The 16,288-nt window shown below is 68.6% G+C and carries 15 protein-coding genes; 4 read left to right on the plus strand and 11 right to left on the minus strand.

The annotated features are described in order from the left end of the window. Positions 1 to 169: 169 nt before the first annotated feature. The 6 genes from LTV02_RS21410 to typA all read right to left on the minus strand — a co-directional run bounded on the left by LTV02_RS21410 (position 170) and on the right by typA (position 6,131). Positions 170 to 610 carry a nitroreductase family deazaflavin-dependent oxidoreductase gene (locus LTV02_RS21410; RefSeq protein ID WP_233033247.1) on the minus strand — a complete coding sequence of 147 codons (441 nt, stop codon included), beginning with the start codon at positions 608 to 610 and terminating at the stop codon, positions 170 to 172. 87 nt (positions 611 to 697) lie between these two features. Beyond that, positions 698 to 1,201, minus strand: coding sequence for a hypothetical protein (locus tag LTV02_RS21415; RefSeq protein ID WP_233033248.1), 504 nt, complete (start codon positions 1,199 to 1,201; stop codon positions 698 to 700). Next, on the minus strand, positions 1,198 to 1,356 hold the full coding sequence (locus LTV02_RS21420; RefSeq protein ID WP_169815458.1) for a hypothetical protein: 159 nt from the start codon (positions 1,354 to 1,356) through the stop codon (positions 1,198 to 1,200). Before LTV02_RS21420 ends, LTV02_RS21415 begins: the two co-directional genes overlap by 4 nt. A 4-nt stretch (positions 1,357 to 1,360) precedes the next feature. Beyond that, entirely contained in the window at positions 1,361 to 2,266 is a 906-nt protein-coding gene (gene mshB, locus LTV02_RS21425; protein WP_233033258.1) for an N-acetyl-1-D-myo-inositol-2-amino-2-deoxy-alpha-D-glucopyranoside deacetylase, read from the minus strand. After that, positions 2,263 to 4,023: an ABC transporter family substrate-binding protein gene (locus tag LTV02_RS21430; RefSeq protein ID WP_233041652.1), complete on the minus strand. Its 1,761-nt coding sequence runs from the start codon at positions 4,021 to 4,023 to the stop codon at positions 2,263 to 2,265. Before LTV02_RS21430 ends, mshB begins: the two co-directional genes overlap by 4 nt. 209 nt (positions 4,024 to 4,232) lie before the next feature. Further along, positions 4,233 to 6,131 carry a translational GTPase TypA gene (gene typA, locus LTV02_RS21435; RefSeq protein WP_233033267.1) on the minus strand — a complete coding sequence of 633 codons (1,899 nt, stop codon included), beginning with the start codon at positions 6,129 to 6,131 and terminating at the stop codon, positions 4,233 to 4,235. Between the two features lie 171 nt (positions 6,132 to 6,302). On the opposite strand from typA, the gene LTV02_RS21440 reads away from it, so the two are divergent. Together LTV02_RS21440 and LTV02_RS21445 are read left to right on the plus strand one after the other, a co-directional pair. Further along, positions 6,303 to 6,482 carry a hypothetical protein gene (locus tag LTV02_RS21440; protein ID WP_084522846.1) on the plus strand — a complete coding sequence of 60 codons (180 nt, stop codon included), beginning with the start codon at positions 6,303 to 6,305 and terminating at the stop codon, positions 6,480 to 6,482. Positions 6,483 to 6,502: 20 nt separating this feature from the next. Next, positions 6,503 to 6,793 carry a 4a-hydroxytetrahydrobiopterin dehydratase gene (locus LTV02_RS21445; protein WP_233033269.1) on the plus strand — a complete coding sequence of 97 codons (291 nt, stop codon included), beginning with the start codon at positions 6,503 to 6,505 and terminating at the stop codon, positions 6,791 to 6,793. Here LTV02_RS21445 and LTV02_RS21450 read toward each other — a convergent pair. Further along, positions 6,735 to 7,955: a mannosyltransferase gene (locus tag LTV02_RS21450; RefSeq protein WP_067721778.1), complete on the minus strand. Its 1,221-nt coding sequence runs from the start codon at positions 7,953 to 7,955 to the stop codon at positions 6,735 to 6,737. The two genes, LTV02_RS21445 and LTV02_RS21450, sit on opposite strands and share 59 nt — an antisense overlap. Positions 7,956 to 8,254: 299 nt before the next feature. Between LTV02_RS21450 and LTV02_RS21455 the strand changes: the two genes are divergently transcribed. Together LTV02_RS21455 and LTV02_RS21460 are read left to right on the plus strand one after the other, a co-directional pair. Further along, positions 8,255 to 9,016, plus strand: coding sequence for an Rv1157c family protein (locus tag LTV02_RS21455; RefSeq protein ID WP_233033271.1), 762 nt, complete (start codon positions 8,255 to 8,257; stop codon positions 9,014 to 9,016). 168 nt (positions 9,017 to 9,184) lie between these two features. Further along, positions 9,185 to 9,547, plus strand: a complete 363-nt coding sequence (locus tag LTV02_RS21460) for a hypothetical protein (RefSeq protein ID WP_233033273.1) — start codon at positions 9,185 to 9,187, stop codon at positions 9,545 to 9,547. Between the two features lie 76 nt (positions 9,548 to 9,623). On the opposite strand, the gene LTV02_RS21465 is transcribed toward LTV02_RS21460, so the two are convergent. From LTV02_RS21465 to LTV02_RS21480, 4 genes are all read right to left on the minus strand, one after another. Then, positions 9,624 to 10,355 (minus strand): DUF1906 domain-containing protein, encoded by a 732-nt coding sequence (locus LTV02_RS21465; protein WP_233033275.1) that lies wholly within the window; start codon positions 10,353 to 10,355, stop codon positions 9,624 to 9,626. Positions 10,356 to 10,609: 254 nt separating this feature from the next. Then, a complete protein-coding gene (locus LTV02_RS21470) occupies positions 10,610 to 11,815 on the minus strand; it encodes a hypothetical protein (protein WP_233033277.1) in 1,206 nt (401 codons plus the stop codon). Between the two features lie 167 nt (positions 11,816 to 11,982). Beyond that, positions 11,983 to 12,591 carry a CHAP domain-containing protein gene (locus LTV02_RS21475; RefSeq protein ID WP_233033279.1) on the minus strand — a complete coding sequence of 203 codons (609 nt, stop codon included), beginning with the start codon at positions 12,589 to 12,591 and terminating at the stop codon, positions 11,983 to 11,985. Positions 12,592 to 12,770: 179 nt separating this feature from the next. After that, positions 12,771 to 16,274, minus strand: a complete 3,504-nt coding sequence (locus LTV02_RS21480) for a BTAD domain-containing putative transcriptional regulator (protein ID WP_233033281.1) — start codon at positions 16,272 to 16,274, stop codon at positions 12,771 to 12,773. Positions 16,275 to 16,288: the final 14 nt, after the last annotated feature.

Here is a 16,288-nt window from a genome sequence, read left to right on the forward strand (position 1 = left end):
TCTGGCAAGTGCCCACAGTCGATCTTCCCGCTCAAGCCAACGCGTTCCCCGCCACGTGCCGGGCTGTCGCAAAGAGACGGCTCGGCACGCTTCCCTCCGCGTGAGGGTAACGGAATCATCCCGAATCGCATACGGATTCGCGACAATTGGGAAGAATCGGAAGAAACTTCTAGGGTCGGGGCGGTTCGTCCAGGTCGATCCGAATGGTCATCAGCGCGGTCCCGAAGCGTTCGATGGCCCGCCGCGCCGACTCCTGCGACCAATTGTCGGCCAGCCGGGCGCGCGCGTCATCCTCCGGCAGCAAAGTCGCCGTGGCCGGATACCACTGCCGCCCGAACCGCACCCGGATCCGCGGCTGCGCACCGATATTCGCCACGTATCCGGCCCGGCGGCCGTGCTCGGACACCACCCACAGCGTCCGCCCGTCCGGCTTCACCGACACCACGTTCAACCGCCGCTTGCCGGTCTTGCGCCCGACCGTCTCGAGGATCGCGTGATCGGCCACCAGTCCGGCCGACACCAGCAAGCGCATGGGCGGATTCAGTACATAGCGCTGTAACCGCCGGGTCCACCGGAACCGCCGCGCCACATCCTGAGCCGAACCCGTCATCGCATCTCTCCTTCGTCCCCCGGCCACCAGCATGCCATCGGCGGAGGGCGAACCCGAGCGCGATGCGACGAGCGGCACAGCGGCGAATCAGCGTGCGGGCGAACCGAATCCGGACGTGGCGCGCCAATACAGGTACAGCCCGGCCGGGAAGAGCCCGCACACGAACAGCAGCAGGGTCGGCCAATCGCTCATCAGCATCATGTCGCCGCCCGGCCCGCTGCTGGCCAGCACCAGGAACCCGAGCGTCCAGGCCGTCAGCGGCAGCACCATCACCGAGATCCGCGGCGACACCACCGCCATCCCGGCCACCAGCGCCACATTGATCACCGCCGCCGCCAGCGCCGTGAACGGCAGTGGCACCGCGCCGTCGGCCACGCCCGCTGCCAGCGAGGACGCCGCGGCCAGCAACTGCTGCGGTTCGTTCAGCTTGGATTGCCCCGCGTAGATCGGCAGGAAGAGCACTTCGAGCACCAGCGTCACCAGGGCGTCGAGCACCAGCAGCCCGGCGATGGCGGCATTGAGCCAGCCGCGCAGCGGCGGCGTGTCGAACGGCGACTCGGTGCGCTCGGAGGCGCTGACGGCCGTCGTCACGCGACCGGGGGGAAGCCGAGGAGGGTCAGCAGGTGGCTCTGCATATCGACGAACGCGTACAGCACCGACAGGTACAGCTCGTGTTGCGCCGGGAAGTTGGGCCGCTGGCTCTCGACGAATGCCGCGATCGCATTCTGCAGATCCCAGTTGTACATGCGGTCAGTCTCTCACTTCGGAGCCGAGCCCGGCGAACAGATCGTGTTCGCGGCCGTCGGGACCGGCCGGACCTCGCCGGCCGCGCACCAGAATGTAGTGCTCCTCCGGCAGCACCGGCTGGGCGATGTCGTTGGACAGCGCGAACTCGCGCCCGGAGGGGGCCACCGTCACCTGGGTGGCGTGCGCGCGCAGGGCGGCACGCTTGGCGGCCAGCGCGTCCGACACGTCCACCGTGGTGGTGACGGATTCGGTGGGCACACAGGCCAATTCGCCGTCGTGCGGCAGCCGCCAGCCGCGCGGCAGGGCGCCCGGCAGCTGATCGACGGTGCGGCGTTTGAGCGCCTCGGTGTGCATGCCCAGCACCGCGCCGTCGGTGACGGTCCAATAGACCTTCGGGACCTCCCAGCCCCAGTCGGCGGCGGCGTCCACGGCAGCCATGGTGACCTCGTGGGCGCGAATATGGTCCGGATGGCCGTAACCGCCGCGCGGGTCGTAGCCCACCACCACGTTCGGGCGCAGTTCCAGGATCACCTGGACCAGCGCGTCCACCGCCGCGTCCCCCGAGTTCACGAAGGCGCGCGGATTGCGGGCCGACGGCGTCCCGGCCATCCCGGAATCCCGCCAGCGGCCCGCGCCGCCCAGGAAGCGCGGCGCGGCGCAATCCAATGCGGCCAGCGCTCGGGTCAATTCGAGAATGCGGTAGCCGCCCAGCTGATCGGCCTCGGCGGCGACCAGGTGGGCGTACTCGTCGCCGATCACCTCGCCCTCCTCGCCGAGCGTGCAGGTCACCACGGTTACCGGCACCCCGCGCTTGCGATAGTGCGCGATGGTGCCGCCGGTGGTGATGGATTCGTCGTCGGGGTGCGCGTGCACCAGCAGCAGCCCGCCGGTCGGTGCGGAAGTCGTCACGGGATCCGCCGCCAGTTCGCGGCATCGCCGAAGATGCCGGTCTGGATGGCCCCGCTCAGCGAGGCCCCGTCCACCCGCGGCCCGGCCGCCGCCACCTGGGTGTCCTGCACGATCGGCAGCACGGTGGACAGCTCCCACAGTTTCGGTTCGGCCTCGGCGATCACCTTGGCGGTGTCGATGCCGCGCAGGGCCGCGTCGATGGCGGGTTGCAGGGTCGGATCGCACACGCCGGACAGGTTCGACGGCGCCTTCTTGGCGGCGTCGGCGACGGTCGAATCCCCGTCCGTGCCGGTGGGTTGCACCGGCGGGCAGCCGTAGCGCGAGGCCAGCACGGTGGCCGGATCGGAACCGGCGCGCTCCCAGCCCACCAGGGCATCGATGCCGGCGTCGGTCAGATCCTTGCCGTAGAGCTGGGCGGCGGAAACGCTGCGCACCATGACATCGATTCCGGCGCTGCGCAATTGATCGGCGGCGGTGTTCGCCACCGCGAGCGAGGCGTCGTCACCCTCGACCGCGCCGATCCGGATGGTCAGCGATTTCCCGTTCTTGGCCAGCGGACGCGGTTGCGGCGCGGGCGAAGTCGGCGAACCGGTGCCGGGAGTCTCGGGCGCGCGGCCGAATCCGGCCTCGTTCAACAGCGCGAACGATTCCTCGAGGCTCAGCCGCGGCGGCGCGGTCGGGGTGTATCCGGGATCGGACGGCGTGAGCACCTGGGCCCGCACCGGCTCCACCCAGCTGCCGGTCTGCGCGCCGACGGTGGCCAGCAGCACCGGATCCAGCAGTCCCAGTACGGCTTTGCGCACCCGGATATCGGCCAGATCGCCGCTGCGGCCATTGAGGACGAGTTGCATTTCCCGCGACTGCGCCATGACCGCGGTGCGCACCGACGGGATGGCGGCCAGCTGCGCCTGCAGCGCGACGCCGCCGTGCACCAGCGCCATCTGCGCGTCGCCGACCCGCAGCGACTCGGCCACCTGCGCGTAGGTGCCGCCGCGGCGCATCAGGATCTGGTCCGGCACAGCGGGTTTGCCCCAGTACCGGTCATTGCGTTCGAGCAGGATCTCCTCGCGGCCGCGATCGGCCTGCTTGATCCGGAACTGCCCGCCGGAGATTCGAATGGTTTCCACCAGGCCCTGTTCGAAGCCGGAATCCTTGACCAGATGCTGCGGCAGCAGATCCGCGAACAGTTGCCGCCAGGCCGGATACGGCTCGTTCATGGTGACGGTCACGGTCTTGCCGCCCGCCGACGAACTCACATCCGAGATCAGCCGGTACCCGGCCGGATCCACCACCCCGGGCTGGGTGATCATCTGCTGCCACAGGTAGCGGAAGTCCTCGGCGGCGATGGGCGCGCCATCGGACCAGGAGGCTTCGTTCTTGAGCTGATAGGTGATGGTGAACGGCTCCTGCACGGTCACATCCGCCGACACCATGAGCGAGGGATCCAGCACCCAGTCGGTGCCGCCCGGAATGCCGGGCGTCGGCGCGGGCCGGAAGGGGCTGGGCAGCACCATCGATGCCACCGCCGCCGTCGCGGGCGACTGCTGCGACCGCAGATGCGGATTGAACCCGAGCCCGATGTCGTCGATGGCCACCACGACGGATGTCTTGGTCGGCTTGGCCGCCGTCGTCTTCGGGCTGTCGGTGCTCTCGATCGGCGGCGGCGGATTCGCGGTGCAGCCGGTCGCGACAGCCAGCGTCGTCGCGACCAACACCATCACCGCACGCCACGATGCGCGCCGCCCGAAGGCCCCCATACTCACGTCGCGCACTGTACCGCCTCCCCGAATACTCAGCGCGCAGCTGAGAGCCGTCGTCGTTGGGCACGCGTGCCGGCGGTTGAGAGCCGATCCAATTCTGGTCGTACCCGACGAGTTACCCCGGACCGCGCGAAATCAGTCGTCACCTACCGAAGTCGCCCCGGCCGTCACAACGGCCGGGGCGACTGTTCGATCTACTGCTGTTACTACTGCGCGGCGGCGCGATCGCGCGCCTTGCGGCGCGAGGTCTCACGCTGGCGATCGGTGGCGCTCAGCGTCACCTTGCGCACGCGCACGATCTCCGGGGTCACCTCGACGCACTCGTCGGCGGCACAGAACTCCATGGCGCCTTCGAGATCCAGCTGCAGCGGCTTGGCCAGGGTCTCGAGCACGTCACCGGTGGCGGACCGCATATTGGTCAGCTTCTTCTCGCGGGTGACATTGATGTCGAGGTCCTCGGCGCGCGGGTTGATGCCCACCACGTGGCCCTCGTAGGTGTCGGCGCCCGGCTCCACGAAGAACTGACCGCGGTCGGCCAGCTGGATCATGGCGAACGGGGTGACCGAGCCGTTGCGGTCGGAGACCAGCGAACCGGTGTGGCGGGCGCGGATCTCGCCGGCCCACGGGGCGTAACCGTCGAACACGGCATTGGCGATACCGGTGCCGCGGGTCTCGGTGAGGAAGTCGGTACGGAAGCCGATCAGACCGCGCGAGGGCACGATGAACTCCATGCGCACCCACCCGGCGGAGTGGTTGCTCATCTGGACCATCTTGCCTTTGCGGGCGGCCAGCAGCTGGGTCACGGCGCCCAGGTACTCGTCCGGCGCGTCGATGGTCAGCTCTTCGAACGGCTCGTGCACCTTGCCGTCGACGGTCTTGGTGACCACCTGCGGCTTGCCGACGGTCAGCTCGAAGCCTTCGCGGCGCATCTGCTCGACCAGGATGGCCAGCGCCAGCTCACCACGGCCCTGCACCTCCCAGGCGTCCGGGCGGCCGATGTCGAGCACGCGCAGCGACACATTGCCGACCAGTTCCTTGTCGAGCCGGTCCTTGACCATGCGCGCGGTCAGCTTGTGGCCCGACACCCGGCCGACCAGCGGCGAGGTGTTGGTGCCGATGGTCACCGAGATGGCGGGCTCGTCGACGGTGATGCGCGGCAACGCAACCGGGTTCTCGGGGTCGGCGAGGGTGTCGCCGATCATGATGTCCGGAATGCCCGCGATGGCGACGATGTCACCGGCCACGGCCTCTTCACCCGGCTGACGCTCGACGCCGATGGTCTTGAGCAGCTCGGTGATCTTGACGTTCTTGGTGCCCTCCGGCGTCATCCAGGCCACGTTCTGGCCCTTCTTCAACGTGCCGTTGTGGATGCGCACCAGGCCGATACGACCCAGGAACGGGGAGGCGTCGAGGTTGGTGACGTGCGCCTGCAGCGGCTTGGTGGCATCGCCCTTGGGGGCGGGGACGTACTTCATCAGCACGTCGAACAGCTCGTCGAGGTTCTCGGCGTCCGGCACGGTGCCGTTCTCCGGGCGTGTGGTGGAAGCCACGCCCGCGCGACCCGAGGCGTAGAGCACCGGCAGGTCCAGCGCCAACTCGGCGGCTTCGGAGGCCTCGTCGTCCAGATCGGAGGCCAGATCCAGGAGCAGGTCGTGCGATTCCTCGACGACCTCCTCGATGCGCGCGTCCGGACGGTCGGTCTTGTTGACCACCAGGATCACCGGCAGCGAGGCCGCGAGGGCCTTGCGCAGCACGAAACGGGTCTGCGGCAGCGGGCCTTCGGAGGCGTCCACCAGCAGCACGACGCCGTCGACCATGGACAGACCGCGCTCGACCTCGCCACCGAAGTCGGCGTGGCCGGGGGTGTCGATCACGTTGATGACGGTGACGGAACCGTCCTGGTTGTGGCGGTGCACGGCGGTGTTCTTGGCGAGAATGGTGATGCCCTTCTCGCGCTCGAGGTCACCGGAGTCCATGACCCGGTCCACTACCTCGGCACGCTCACCGAAGACACCGGCCTGCCGCAGCATCGCGTCGACCAGTGTTGTCTTGCCGTGGTCGACGTGCGCCACGATGGCGACGTTGCGGAACTCGACAGACGACACGTTAGATTCCTCCTGCTGCAAAGTTTTGTTGCCGGGACCTGGTAGGTACATGCATGGGGGCACTGTCTTCGATGACATAGCGAACTTCCACCGGGCATGCGGCGAGCTACACATTACCGGGGGTCCCAAGTCACACGTTTAGCGCGTGCGACTTAGGTTAAGCTAACCAACATGGGCAAGGTGAAGGCGAAGGACGTTTCGAGTCTGAAGCCGAAGAAGAAGTGCTGCCGCAAGAAGACGCGGTGCCTCAAATGCCCCGTCGTGATCATGCGGATGAAGAAGCTCGAAGCGTCGGGTTGCTGCGGCAAGAAGGAACTGAAGAAGGGCCTCAAAGCCGCACGCGCGGCGTGAGTCCGGAGTAGACCGGGAGTATGAGCGCACTCCTGTCCGAAGACGAGATCGCCAAGGCCCTCACCGAACTGCCCGAATGGACCCGTACCGGGGACAGCATCGCCCGCACCTACGAAGCCCCGTCATTCCTGGCCGGCATCGAATTGGTACGCCGGGTGGCCGTCGCCGCCGAAGCCGCAAATCACCATCCCGATATCGACATTCGCTGGCGCCGAGTCACTTTCACGCTCTCCACCCATGACGCCGGCGGGCTCACCGCGCTGGATGCGGCGCTGGCTCGGGAGATCGATCGGCTGTTCGTGCAGAGCTGACCCGGCCGGTGCGGATCACCCACAGATAGAACACGACCACCGCGACCGGGCCGGAGATGGCGAGCCACGCCTGCCAGCCCGGGCGGGAGATGGTCCAGATGTCGTGCTGGAAGAACGAGAGCAGATACGGCACACCGATACCGACGGCGAACAGCCAGAAGCCGGCCACCCAGCGCGCGCCGGCCGCGGTGCGCCACGGGCCGTACAGCAGCCAGAGCAGGGCCGGGATCAGCCAGACCCAATGGTGGGACCAGGAGATCGGGGAGACCATCAGCCCGAAGAACTGCACGATGAGCAGCGTCCCCAGCCGGTCGTCCTTTTCCAGGGCCCGCCAGGCCAGGAACGCCAGCACGGCCGTGATCACCACCGTGACCAGCCAGATCGGCCCGGACACCACGTCGTGACCGAGGATGCGGCTGATCGCGCCGCGCAGTGACTGATTCCACACCGTGCCCACCGGCCCGATGCGCGAGGCGTCCCCGAGCAGGTCGAAGAAGTAGTTGCGGGTCTCCCCCGGCACCACCAGGAAACTCAGCGCGATGGTCCCGAAGAACACCGCCGCCGAGCACGCCACGACCAGCCACTGCCGCCGCGCCGCGAAATACAGTCCGGTCACCGCTGGCGTCAGCTTGATCCCGGCGGCCAGGCCGACCAGCGCGCCCGACACCCACCACACCGTGCTGCGCACCGCGAACATGGCCAGCAGCGCCAGGAACAGATTGACCTGGCTGTAGTCGAGGGTGTTGCGCACCGGTTCCAGCCACATGCCCAGCGCGGTCCAGGCCACCGCCGTTGTCCGCCACCGCGATTCCGTCATGGCGGCGGGGCCGAGCAGCAGCTCCAGGGAAATCCACACGATGCCGTAGAGCGCCGCCACCCCCGCCAGCAGCCACAGCACCGCCGTCACCGCGATGGGCAGGAAATGCAGCGGGAAGAAGATGATGGCCGCGAAGGGCGGATAGGTGAACGGGAGCGGGAAATCGGGGGTGTCGACCGCGTAGGTGAAGTCGTAGAGGTGACCGCTGGGCAGTTCGGCCGCGCCGTCCACATAGACGTGCAGGTCGACCAGATTCATGCCGTTTTTCGAGAGCAGCATCCACAGCAGGCGGATCAGTACCGAGATACCGAGTGCCGCGGCAGCCAGGCGGAAGTGTCGGTGCACGGCTCGTACTTTCGGTGTGCGGGCGTGTGGACGCCGGTAAGACTAGTTCAAGCCGGAAATAGTCGTGCAGTGTGCGTAACCGCTGTAACATTTGCATCACTGACCACAGGGGTAACAGTGCAATTGGTCGGTTGTTCGATAGCGTGAGCAAAGTCGAGGACGCCAAGATCACACCGTGGCTGTACAACAAGGCGGCCCGGTCCCTAGAGTGGCGCGGAGCGATGTCTCCATCGCTGCTAGATGTACCCGAGGTAAGGACGGCTACACCAGTGCTTCGCACCCGAGGAACGCGCTTCGCAATGTCCGCGCTGGCCCTGGCGGCCTGCGCCACCATCGTCGTGCCGACCACAGCCGCCGCCGCGCCGGCATCGCCCGCGCCGCAGGCCACCTCGAATATCCCGGTGATCCCCGAGGGTGTTCCGGTCGAGGCGCTGGCCTCGCTGGTTCCGGCCATCATCGGTGCGGCCGCCGGTCCCGCCGATATCGCGGCCGCCGGCCCGCAGGCGGCGATTCTGGATCAGGCCCGCCAGATCCTGACCACCCTGAACCTCCCGCAGTCCATCAAGGACACGCTGAACAAGATCATCACCTTCTTGGACGGCAGTGGCGGTGGCGGCGTGGACATTCCGCAGGACGGTCCCGTCATCTCCCAGTTCCTGTGGCCGACCGTCGGCAAGGGCTGCATCTCCTCCTCCGGCGACTCGGTCGGCACCGCGCTCGCCGTCGGCGGCCCGGCCACCCTGCCGCCGCCCGGACCGGCCGCCGGTCAGACCGGGTTCGTGTTCACCGCGCTGGGCACCAAGCAGCCCACCGCCGTGCAGAACCCGCCGATGACCGTGCAGTGGCTGAACCTGGACACCCGCCAGTCCGGCATCCAGAACCTGACCGACGAGGCCAAGATCAACCCGGATGGCCCGGCCACCCTGTCGGCCATCGTGAACACCGGCTCCGGCCGCGTGGTCGCCGTGGTCTCGGGTTCGCTGACCACCCAGGCCAGCGCCGAGGACCAGCCCATCACCTGCTCGTTCCTCCCGACGGCCGGTTTCTTCACCGTCGCCTGACCGCCTCCCCGAATATTCAGCGCCCAGCTGAGAGCCGTCGACCGTCGGCAACGCGTGCCGGCGGTCGAGTGCCGAAACAATCCTGGACGTCCCCGGCGAGTTACCCGAATCGCGCGAAATCAGTTGTCACGCTGGGAAACCACACCCGGCTGTGGTAGACCGCTAGATATGGCCGCTGTGAAGAATTCTTGGCGTGGCGTGCAATCCCGTCGGTCGATTCTGTCGATCCGCTCGGAGGGATCGACCCTCTCGATCGGCTCGGCCTATTCGATCCTGTCCATCGGCTCGGTCGGCTCGGTGCTGTCGATCGGCTCGGCCGGATCCTTCGGCTCGATCATCTCCTCGGGCTCGTTCGCGAGCCTGGGCTCCCTGTTCTCCGGACTGTCGCGCTGGTCCATGTTCTCGTGGCAGGGCGACCGGCAGGCGTTCAGCGAAGGGCGCGACGAGGACCACGAACCGCGCGCCATCCTGCGCGTGGTCGCGGACGAGCCGGACCTGCGCGATGACCCGACCTGCCACTGCCAGACCTAGACACTCCATTTGTCCTACATAAAAATGTCCCCCGCTGCCGAAAGGCAGCGGGGGACGAGAGTCCCAGAGTTCGGAGTCACCACCATTGCCCGTAGTTCGGGTGCAGCACGGCGTTGACGTCGACTCCGATACCGTCGACGGCGCGCTTGTCGATCTCGAACTGGTGCAGTTGCGCGGCCGGGTGCACGTACCCGGCCGGGGTGCCCCAATTGTGCTGCCAGAACAGCGAACCCAGCCCGGCGTCGCGAATCCAATCGATGGTCGGTGCGTTCGCGTAGACGCCGACACGCTCGCGACCGAGGATCGTTTCCCAGCCCCGCAGGTAGGGCTCGATCATGGTCTCGAACTCTTCCTGGCTCGGCTTGTCGTCGATCGAGGCGTAGATGGGTGCGGAGTCGGGGCCGCCCGCGGCCTTGTGCAGCACGAGTCCCCGTGTGGCGTGCCGGATTCCGGCTTCCAATCCCCCACGCCAGTCGGCGGTCTGCCCCTTCCCGAACTGGTAGCAGGACACGACGGACAGCCCCGCATCGGCGAGCGCGTCGACTTCGCGCGCGAGCAGCGGCTTGCCCTCCATCCACTCCGCGCCCGGCCGGCGGTCGGAGACGTAGCGAATGACGCCCATATGCCCCGCATCGCTGATGGCCGCGGCATCCGGCACGCCGCCCGCATAGTCGAGCAGGGTGCCGAGTGATTGCCGAGCGGATGCTGTCGCGCCGGGAAGAGTGAGTCCCGCGGTGATTCCGGCGGCTGCTGCGGCCGCCCCGGCTAGGAAGTCACGACGGCTGACATGGCCACGGGCAGAACGCATCAAGGAACTCCTTCGCACACTCGCCGATCGAACTTGCCGGTCGTTTGCGCGAATTCACGCGAAGACCGGTGGAACCAAAAGCGGCGTGCCCGGCGCACCTTCCCCGATGATGAGCAAGATCATCATCTGCGCGCCGGGGAGCCCGGATGAACGTCCCTCATTTCACCATATTCACATTGGAATCGCCAGGCGCACACGGCTCACTGGCACCATACGTCTCACATGTGCGCAATCGGTCACATGCGAAAACCCGCTCAGACGCGGGTTCCGTTCAGCCGCGCCGCCACGTCGATGGTCCGGCGCGAGGTGTCCGCGACCTCGGCCCGCACCACCGCGGCCACCTGCGCGGCGACCTGCTTGCGCATCCCGGCCAGCTTGCCCAGGGTGGCGGCGCGCCAGCCGGTTGCCTTCATCTCCAGATCGATGTCCTCCGCGCGCGGCGGGGCGGCATCGATGACGATGAGCAACGGGTCGGCGGCACGGGCGGTCAGCGCCACCGGCACCAGCACCTCGGCGCGATAGTGGTTGGACTGCAGCACATCCACGGTGATGTCGAGCGAGACCGGGATGGTCAGCTCGAAGTTGATCAGCGCCGGATCGTGCTCGTCCGGCGCCGGCTCCTCGACCTCGAGTTTCGGCAGTTCCGCGATGCGCGGCTCGGTCCGCGGCGACTCGCCCGCCGCGGATTTCTCCGCCACCCGCGGCACCCGCACCGTGCCCTTGACCGCCACCTGGGCCTTGTTGCCCGGCCCGGCACGCAGCGGACCGACCTCGATCGGCTTGCCCGCCATGGCTTCCACCACGTCGCGCACCCGTTCGGCGGTCACGATGCGTTCGAAGAAGCGGTGCCCGAACTCGCCGTAGTCGATCCACTCGTGGGCCGGGCTGCCACGATATGGCGATTTCACGCCGTTGAGAATGGCTTCCACGTCGAAGGTGCGCCCGCGCTGGGCGTCCGGGTCGGCCAGAATGCCGTTGATCCGATTGGCGACCTCGCGCTGCACCAGCTTCGCGATCGGGTCCAGCAGCACCTCCCACGCTGTCCCGATGGCCTGGGCGCGCATGACGAAGCTGACGTCCCGGCTGGTCACCGGCGGTATGTCGATGACCACCAGCAGCGGGTCGGCGGTGCGGGCGTGCATGCTGAGATCGATCTCGACCACGGCTTCGACGCGTAGTCGCTGCCCGCCGAGGGTGACGTCGACCCGGAGTTTCACCGGCAGCATGACGTCGAAGTGCACATGCGGTCCGCGGCGCACGATGGTGGGTTTGCCGACGCTGCCCTTGGCCACGAAGCTGGCGAGCCCGGCGGGACCGATTCCGAAGGGGCCGATGGTCATTCCGCGTCCGGCCGTCCCGGCCACCGCCGCTTCGATGCGGGATTCCGTCACCGCCGCCGCCACGAAACGTTCGCCGAATTCGGCGTAATCGATCCAAGTCGGTTCAGGGGACGGCGTCATCCATGCACTTTCGTCGGGCGGGGGACCCCTGTCCTGCCGATGAGGGGGCAGCAGGACAGGGATCTAACGGCGACGCTGCCGGGCGCCGCCGTCCACCATCGTAGGCGGTTAATCCGTGGAGTCCTACCCTCCGTCTCCGGCGTTTCCAATATGTGGAACCGGCGTGTTCACAATCGGCCGTAACCGACCAGTCCGGAAATCAGGCTCGGGTTGTAGCGGTGGATGGTGATCTGGCCGAATTCATTGCCGCCCACCGTGGTGATGGTGCCGGCCGCGGGATCGGCGGCGATCACGATATTCGTGTGTTGCTGGAAGGCGCTGGTCTCGCTGTACATGACCACGTCACCGGCCTTGGGCAGATAATTCGCGGCTTCGAAACGCTGCTGCCCCCGGTAGTAGTCCTCCAGGGTGTAAACGCCCGGAATGCGCCAGGATCCGGAATTCGGATTGGCCAGCGGGCGCCCGGCTTCGCGCATCACCCAGCTCACGAAATCCGCGCACCAGGGTTCGTCCACACCCTCGGAATACTTGGTGCCGGCGTGCTGCGCGTCGAATTCGCCCGTCAGCACATCCACGATGCGGCCCTGCGTTTCGTCGAATCCGCTGCGATCCACGTCCGGGAAACTGCGCAGCCGTTCGCCTGCCAGCACCGGGGCGTCACCGCGCCGATGCCACAGCCCGACCCCGACCACGCCGCCGACGGCCAGCGCCACGATGACCGCCAGCACGCCGACGGATATCGCCCAGCGGCGCGGGGCTCGCTTCTTCGCGTCCACCCGGTTCTCCTCTCCCCTGGCCGGATCCGGCCACTCCCCTATTCCGACGCGCGCGACGCCGCCCGGGTTCCCGAATCGCTTGCGTCACGCCACTTCCGCACAATTTCTCCACAGGAATCGCACAGCGTGGCGGGAACGCAACGCACGGCTACCCGTGATTGCGGTGAACGCCGGACCGGTCAGCCCCGGGCGCGTCCCATGCGCATGGCCGGCAGCATGCCGGTGCCCTCGGCCGCGAGCTGGTCCAGATCGGCGCGAATGGCGGCTTGCAGGCGGGCGGCGTCGGCGCGGTGCGCGTCGGCGCGGGCGCGGTCACCGAGCACGGCGGCCAGGTCGGCGAGCACATCGTCCATGGGTCCGAGCACGGACGCCCCGGTTTCCAGCCCGGCCACCGTGCCCGCGAACGGCAGTAGCAGGTCGTAGAGCTCGCGTGCGGTATCCAGATCACCGAGGGCGATGGCGATCCGCGCCCGCACCGCGGTGAAGCTGTTCCAGAAGTGCGGTCCGATCGGCGGTTCGGTGGCCAGCACCGCACGCACCTCGTCCTCGCGCCCGGCGTGCAGCAGCGCCAGCGCGTACCCGTAGCTGAACAGTTCGGGTTTGACCGCGCTGCGTTCGCGCAGTTCCTCCAGGTAGTCGGAGAGATTCCCGCGCATCCAGCCGATGGCGACCGCGATGCCGATGTGCAGCGCGTTCGGATCCCGCGAGTGCCCGTCGATCACATTCTCGGCCCACGTACCCGAATCCGATTCGGCCGCAGGCGCTTCCGTCATGGCTTGCAGCACCCCCGCCACATTCCCGCGCATGAGTTCCAGCAGCACCCCGAACGGCGCGATGGCATCGAGCAGATGCCGCAACTGCCCGTCCGTCGCGTACTCCCCCGCACTGCGCGCATGCCCCGCCGCCACCACCAGCCGCGCATCGGCGAGCTCCGCCCGGAACAGCAGATAGTGCGCGAGCGCGCTGAATTCGGTGAGGTGAGCCGCCTCGGCGATCCGAAGCATCCGCGCCGCATGGCCTTTCAGCTCGTGCGCCCGCAGGAAGGTCCCCGACGCGAACGCCACGAACGCCTGCGCGTTGATCACCGTGCACAACAGCTCCGGATCATCGAGCGGCTCCGCCAGCCGCACCGCATCCGCGGCCGCCTCCCGCGCACCTTCGGGATCCTCCAGCGCCTGATCGAAAACACTGGTGACCAGCAGCAGAATTCGCGTCGTGACCGGCAGCCCCGGTGCGCGCAGTGCCGCCCGCAGCGGCCCCCGCAATCGCGGATCCGGCGTATGCCAATCGACCACCGACCAGATCAGCGGCGTCGGCCAGCAGGTCACCGCCCGCGCCACGAATTCCACACCCCCGATCGACTCCGCCGACGCGAGCGCCGCCTCCCGCTCCTCCCGCGCCGCCAGATGCTGCCCGTCGTAAGCCAGCGCCGTCACCAGCTCACATCTGGCCTCCAGCAACCCGATCCGGTCCGCCCGGCTCGCCCCACCCGCCCCATGCCCCGCCAGCTCGTGCAACGCCAGCACCGCCCGCCACCGCCGCACCGCATCGGCCCGCATCCGCCGCTCCACACACCGCCGCGCCGCCGCCACCCCGAATTCCAAAGCCAGCGCCGCGTTTTCAGCCCCGGCGCCCAGCGCCGCATGATGCGCCAGCGCATCGATATCCCGTCCCCGCAGCGACTCTGCCAGAGGTCCCGCCGAATCCGATTCCAGCGCAGCCGATCCCGCTTGTTCGGCTGCGGCGCCGTTCGGCCCGGCGGTTTCGTGGAGGCGCGGGCTGCTGCCCGATTCGCCGTTGGCGGCGAGCGGCGCGGGACAGCTGTCGGCTCCGGGTCGATTGCGGAGGGATTCGAAAGCGGCCCAGTGCATTCGGGCCCGGCGCAGGATCGGGATGTCGTGGTAAACGGTCTCGCGAATGAGGGCGTGGTCGAAGGTGAGTCGGCCGGAGCGTTCGGTGCGGACGAGACGGGCGGCTTCGGCCGTCGCCAGCAGGTCGATCACGGTGTCGGTGGGGTGGCCGGTGTACGCGGCGAGGGTGGTGATGTCGGATTCCTCGCCCCAGACCGACAGGTGGCGCAGCAGTTCGGTGACATCGGCGGGGAGTTGGGCGATGCGGCGGCCGAGCAGGTCGCGGACGGTGTCGGGAAGGCCGTCGGTCGAGCCCTGGGCCGCAACCAGTTTGGCCAGCTCGCGGACGAACAGCGGGTTGCCGCCGGTGCGGTGACGCAACACGCGGACGGTGTGGTCGTCGAGTGCGATGAGACCCGCGGCCTGGGCGGCGCGGCGAGTACCGGCCAGATCGAGTCCGTCGAGTTCGATGCGGCCGGCGGTGAACAGCGCCAGGGCGGCGGCCGTATCCCGCACGCCGGGACCGGATTCGGTGCCGCGCAGGGTGGCGACGATGAGGATGGGGCGGTCGCGCAGCCAATTGACCACCTGGCGCAGCACCTGCAGCGTGGCGGTGTCGGCGCCGTGCACATCCTCCAGGACGATGGCGACGGGTCCGTATCCGGTGCGTTCCCGGCAGGACCGCACCACCCGGCGCGCGAGCGTGAAAGCGTCCACGGCGGTGAAGGTTTCGGGTTCGGCGGCATCCATTCCGGTGAGCACTTCGGCCCACGCCCAGGCGGGCGGCGCGCCTTCCACTTCCGGGCAGCGCCCGAACACCGTCGTCCAGCCCTGTTCGGCCAGGCGCGCGGCGACGCCGGTGGCTAGGGTGGTCTTGCCCGCGCCGGCCTCACCGGCCAGCCAGACCAGCCGCACCTGCCCGCCCGCGGCGTCCGCGGCGGCGGCCAGCACGGCGCCGCGCTGTTCCCCGTAACCGCTGTCCGCCAATGGTTCCGGCGACGGCGCCGGTTCCGGCGTCACCGGTCGCACGGCAATGGTCGGCACCGGGGCCTCGGTATCGACGGAATGGGTGAGGATGGCCCGCTCCAGCTCCCGCAATCCCGGCCCGGGATCGACCCCGAATTCCAGGGTCAGGAATTCCCGGCTGCGCCGCACCGTGCCGAGCGCGTCCAGGGACTGCCCCAGCCGGTACTGCGCGAGCGCCAGCAGCCGCGCGCATTCCTCACGCCCGGGATATTCCTCGAACACCGGCCGCAGCGTCATAACCACTTCCGCGGGCCGGTTGGTGTCGAGCGCCACCTGCGCGCGCAGCTCCAGCGCCGTGAGCCGCAGAGCCGCCAGCCGCGCGGCTTCCTGCGCGGCCCAGGGCATTCCGGTGAACGATTCGAACGCGGCCCCGTGCCAGCAGGCCAACGCGGCATCGAGCACCCGGCTCTGCTCGAGCGGGTCGGGCCGTCCGGCGGGGTCGCGCATGGCGGCCTCGTGCCCGTGCAGCAGCTGCTCGAACTGCCAGGAATCCACCTGCGCCGGTTCCAGATTCAGCGCGTAACCGTGCGATTCGCTCACGATGACCCGGGAGCGGGCCCGCCGCGGCCGGTCGGGTTCGAAGATGCGCCGCAGATTGTGGATGTAGACCTGCAGCGCGGCAACGGCTTTGGCGGGCGGATCCCCGGCCCACAGATCGTCGATGAGGCGTTCGGTCGGCACCACCCGGCCGCCCGCGGCGACCAATCGGCCCAGCACCGCGCACTGCATGGGCGCGCCGGGCGGTACCCGCCGGCCGTCGACGCTGATGTGCAACGGGCCGAGCACCCCGATTCGTGTCACCACCATGGTGCCGACCGACC

Origin of the sequence: Nocardia yamanashiensis, assembly GCF_021183565.1 — a bacterium.
GTDB lineage: Bacteria > Actinomycetota > Actinomycetes > Mycobacteriales > Mycobacteriaceae > Nocardia > Nocardia yamanashiensis.

Bases quoted from the DNA above. Each gene is read 5' to 3' on its own strand.
- LTV02_RS21410 (WP_233033247.1), bottom strand. From the start codon at position 610: ATGACGGGTTCGGCTCAGGATGTGGCGCGGCGGTTCCGGTGGACCCGG.
- LTV02_RS21420 (WP_169815458.1), bottom strand. From the start codon at position 1,356: ATGTACAACTGGGATCTGCAGAATGCGATCGCGGCATTCGTCGAGAGC.
- LTV02_RS21430 (WP_233041652.1), bottom strand. From the start codon at position 4,023: ATGGGGGCCTTCGGGCGGCGCGCATCGTGGCGTGCGGTGATGGTGTTG.
- LTV02_RS21440 (WP_084522846.1), top strand. From the start codon at position 6,303: ATGGGCAAGGTGAAGGCGAAGGACGTTTCGAGTCTGAAGCCGAAGAAG.
- LTV02_RS21445 (WP_233033269.1), top strand. From the start codon at position 6,503: ATGAGCGCACTCCTGTCCGAAGACGAGATCGCCAAGGCCCTCACCGAA.
- LTV02_RS21455 (WP_233033271.1), top strand. From the start codon at position 8,255: ATGTCCGCGCTGGCCCTGGCGGCCTGCGCCACCATCGTCGTGCCGACC.
- LTV02_RS21460 (WP_233033273.1), top strand. From the start codon at position 9,185: ATGGCCGCTGTGAAGAATTCTTGGCGTGGCGTGCAATCCCGTCGGTCG.
- LTV02_RS21465 (WP_233033275.1), bottom strand. From the start codon at position 10,355: ATGCGTTCTGCCCGTGGCCATGTCAGCCGTCGTGACTTCCTAGCCGGG.
- LTV02_RS21470 (WP_233033277.1), bottom strand. From the start codon at position 11,815: ATGACGCCGTCCCCTGAACCGACTTGGATCGATTACGCCGAATTCGGC.
- LTV02_RS21480 (WP_233033281.1), bottom strand. From the start codon at position 16,274: ATGGTGGTGACACGAATCGGGGTGCTCGGCCCGTTGCACATCAGCGTC.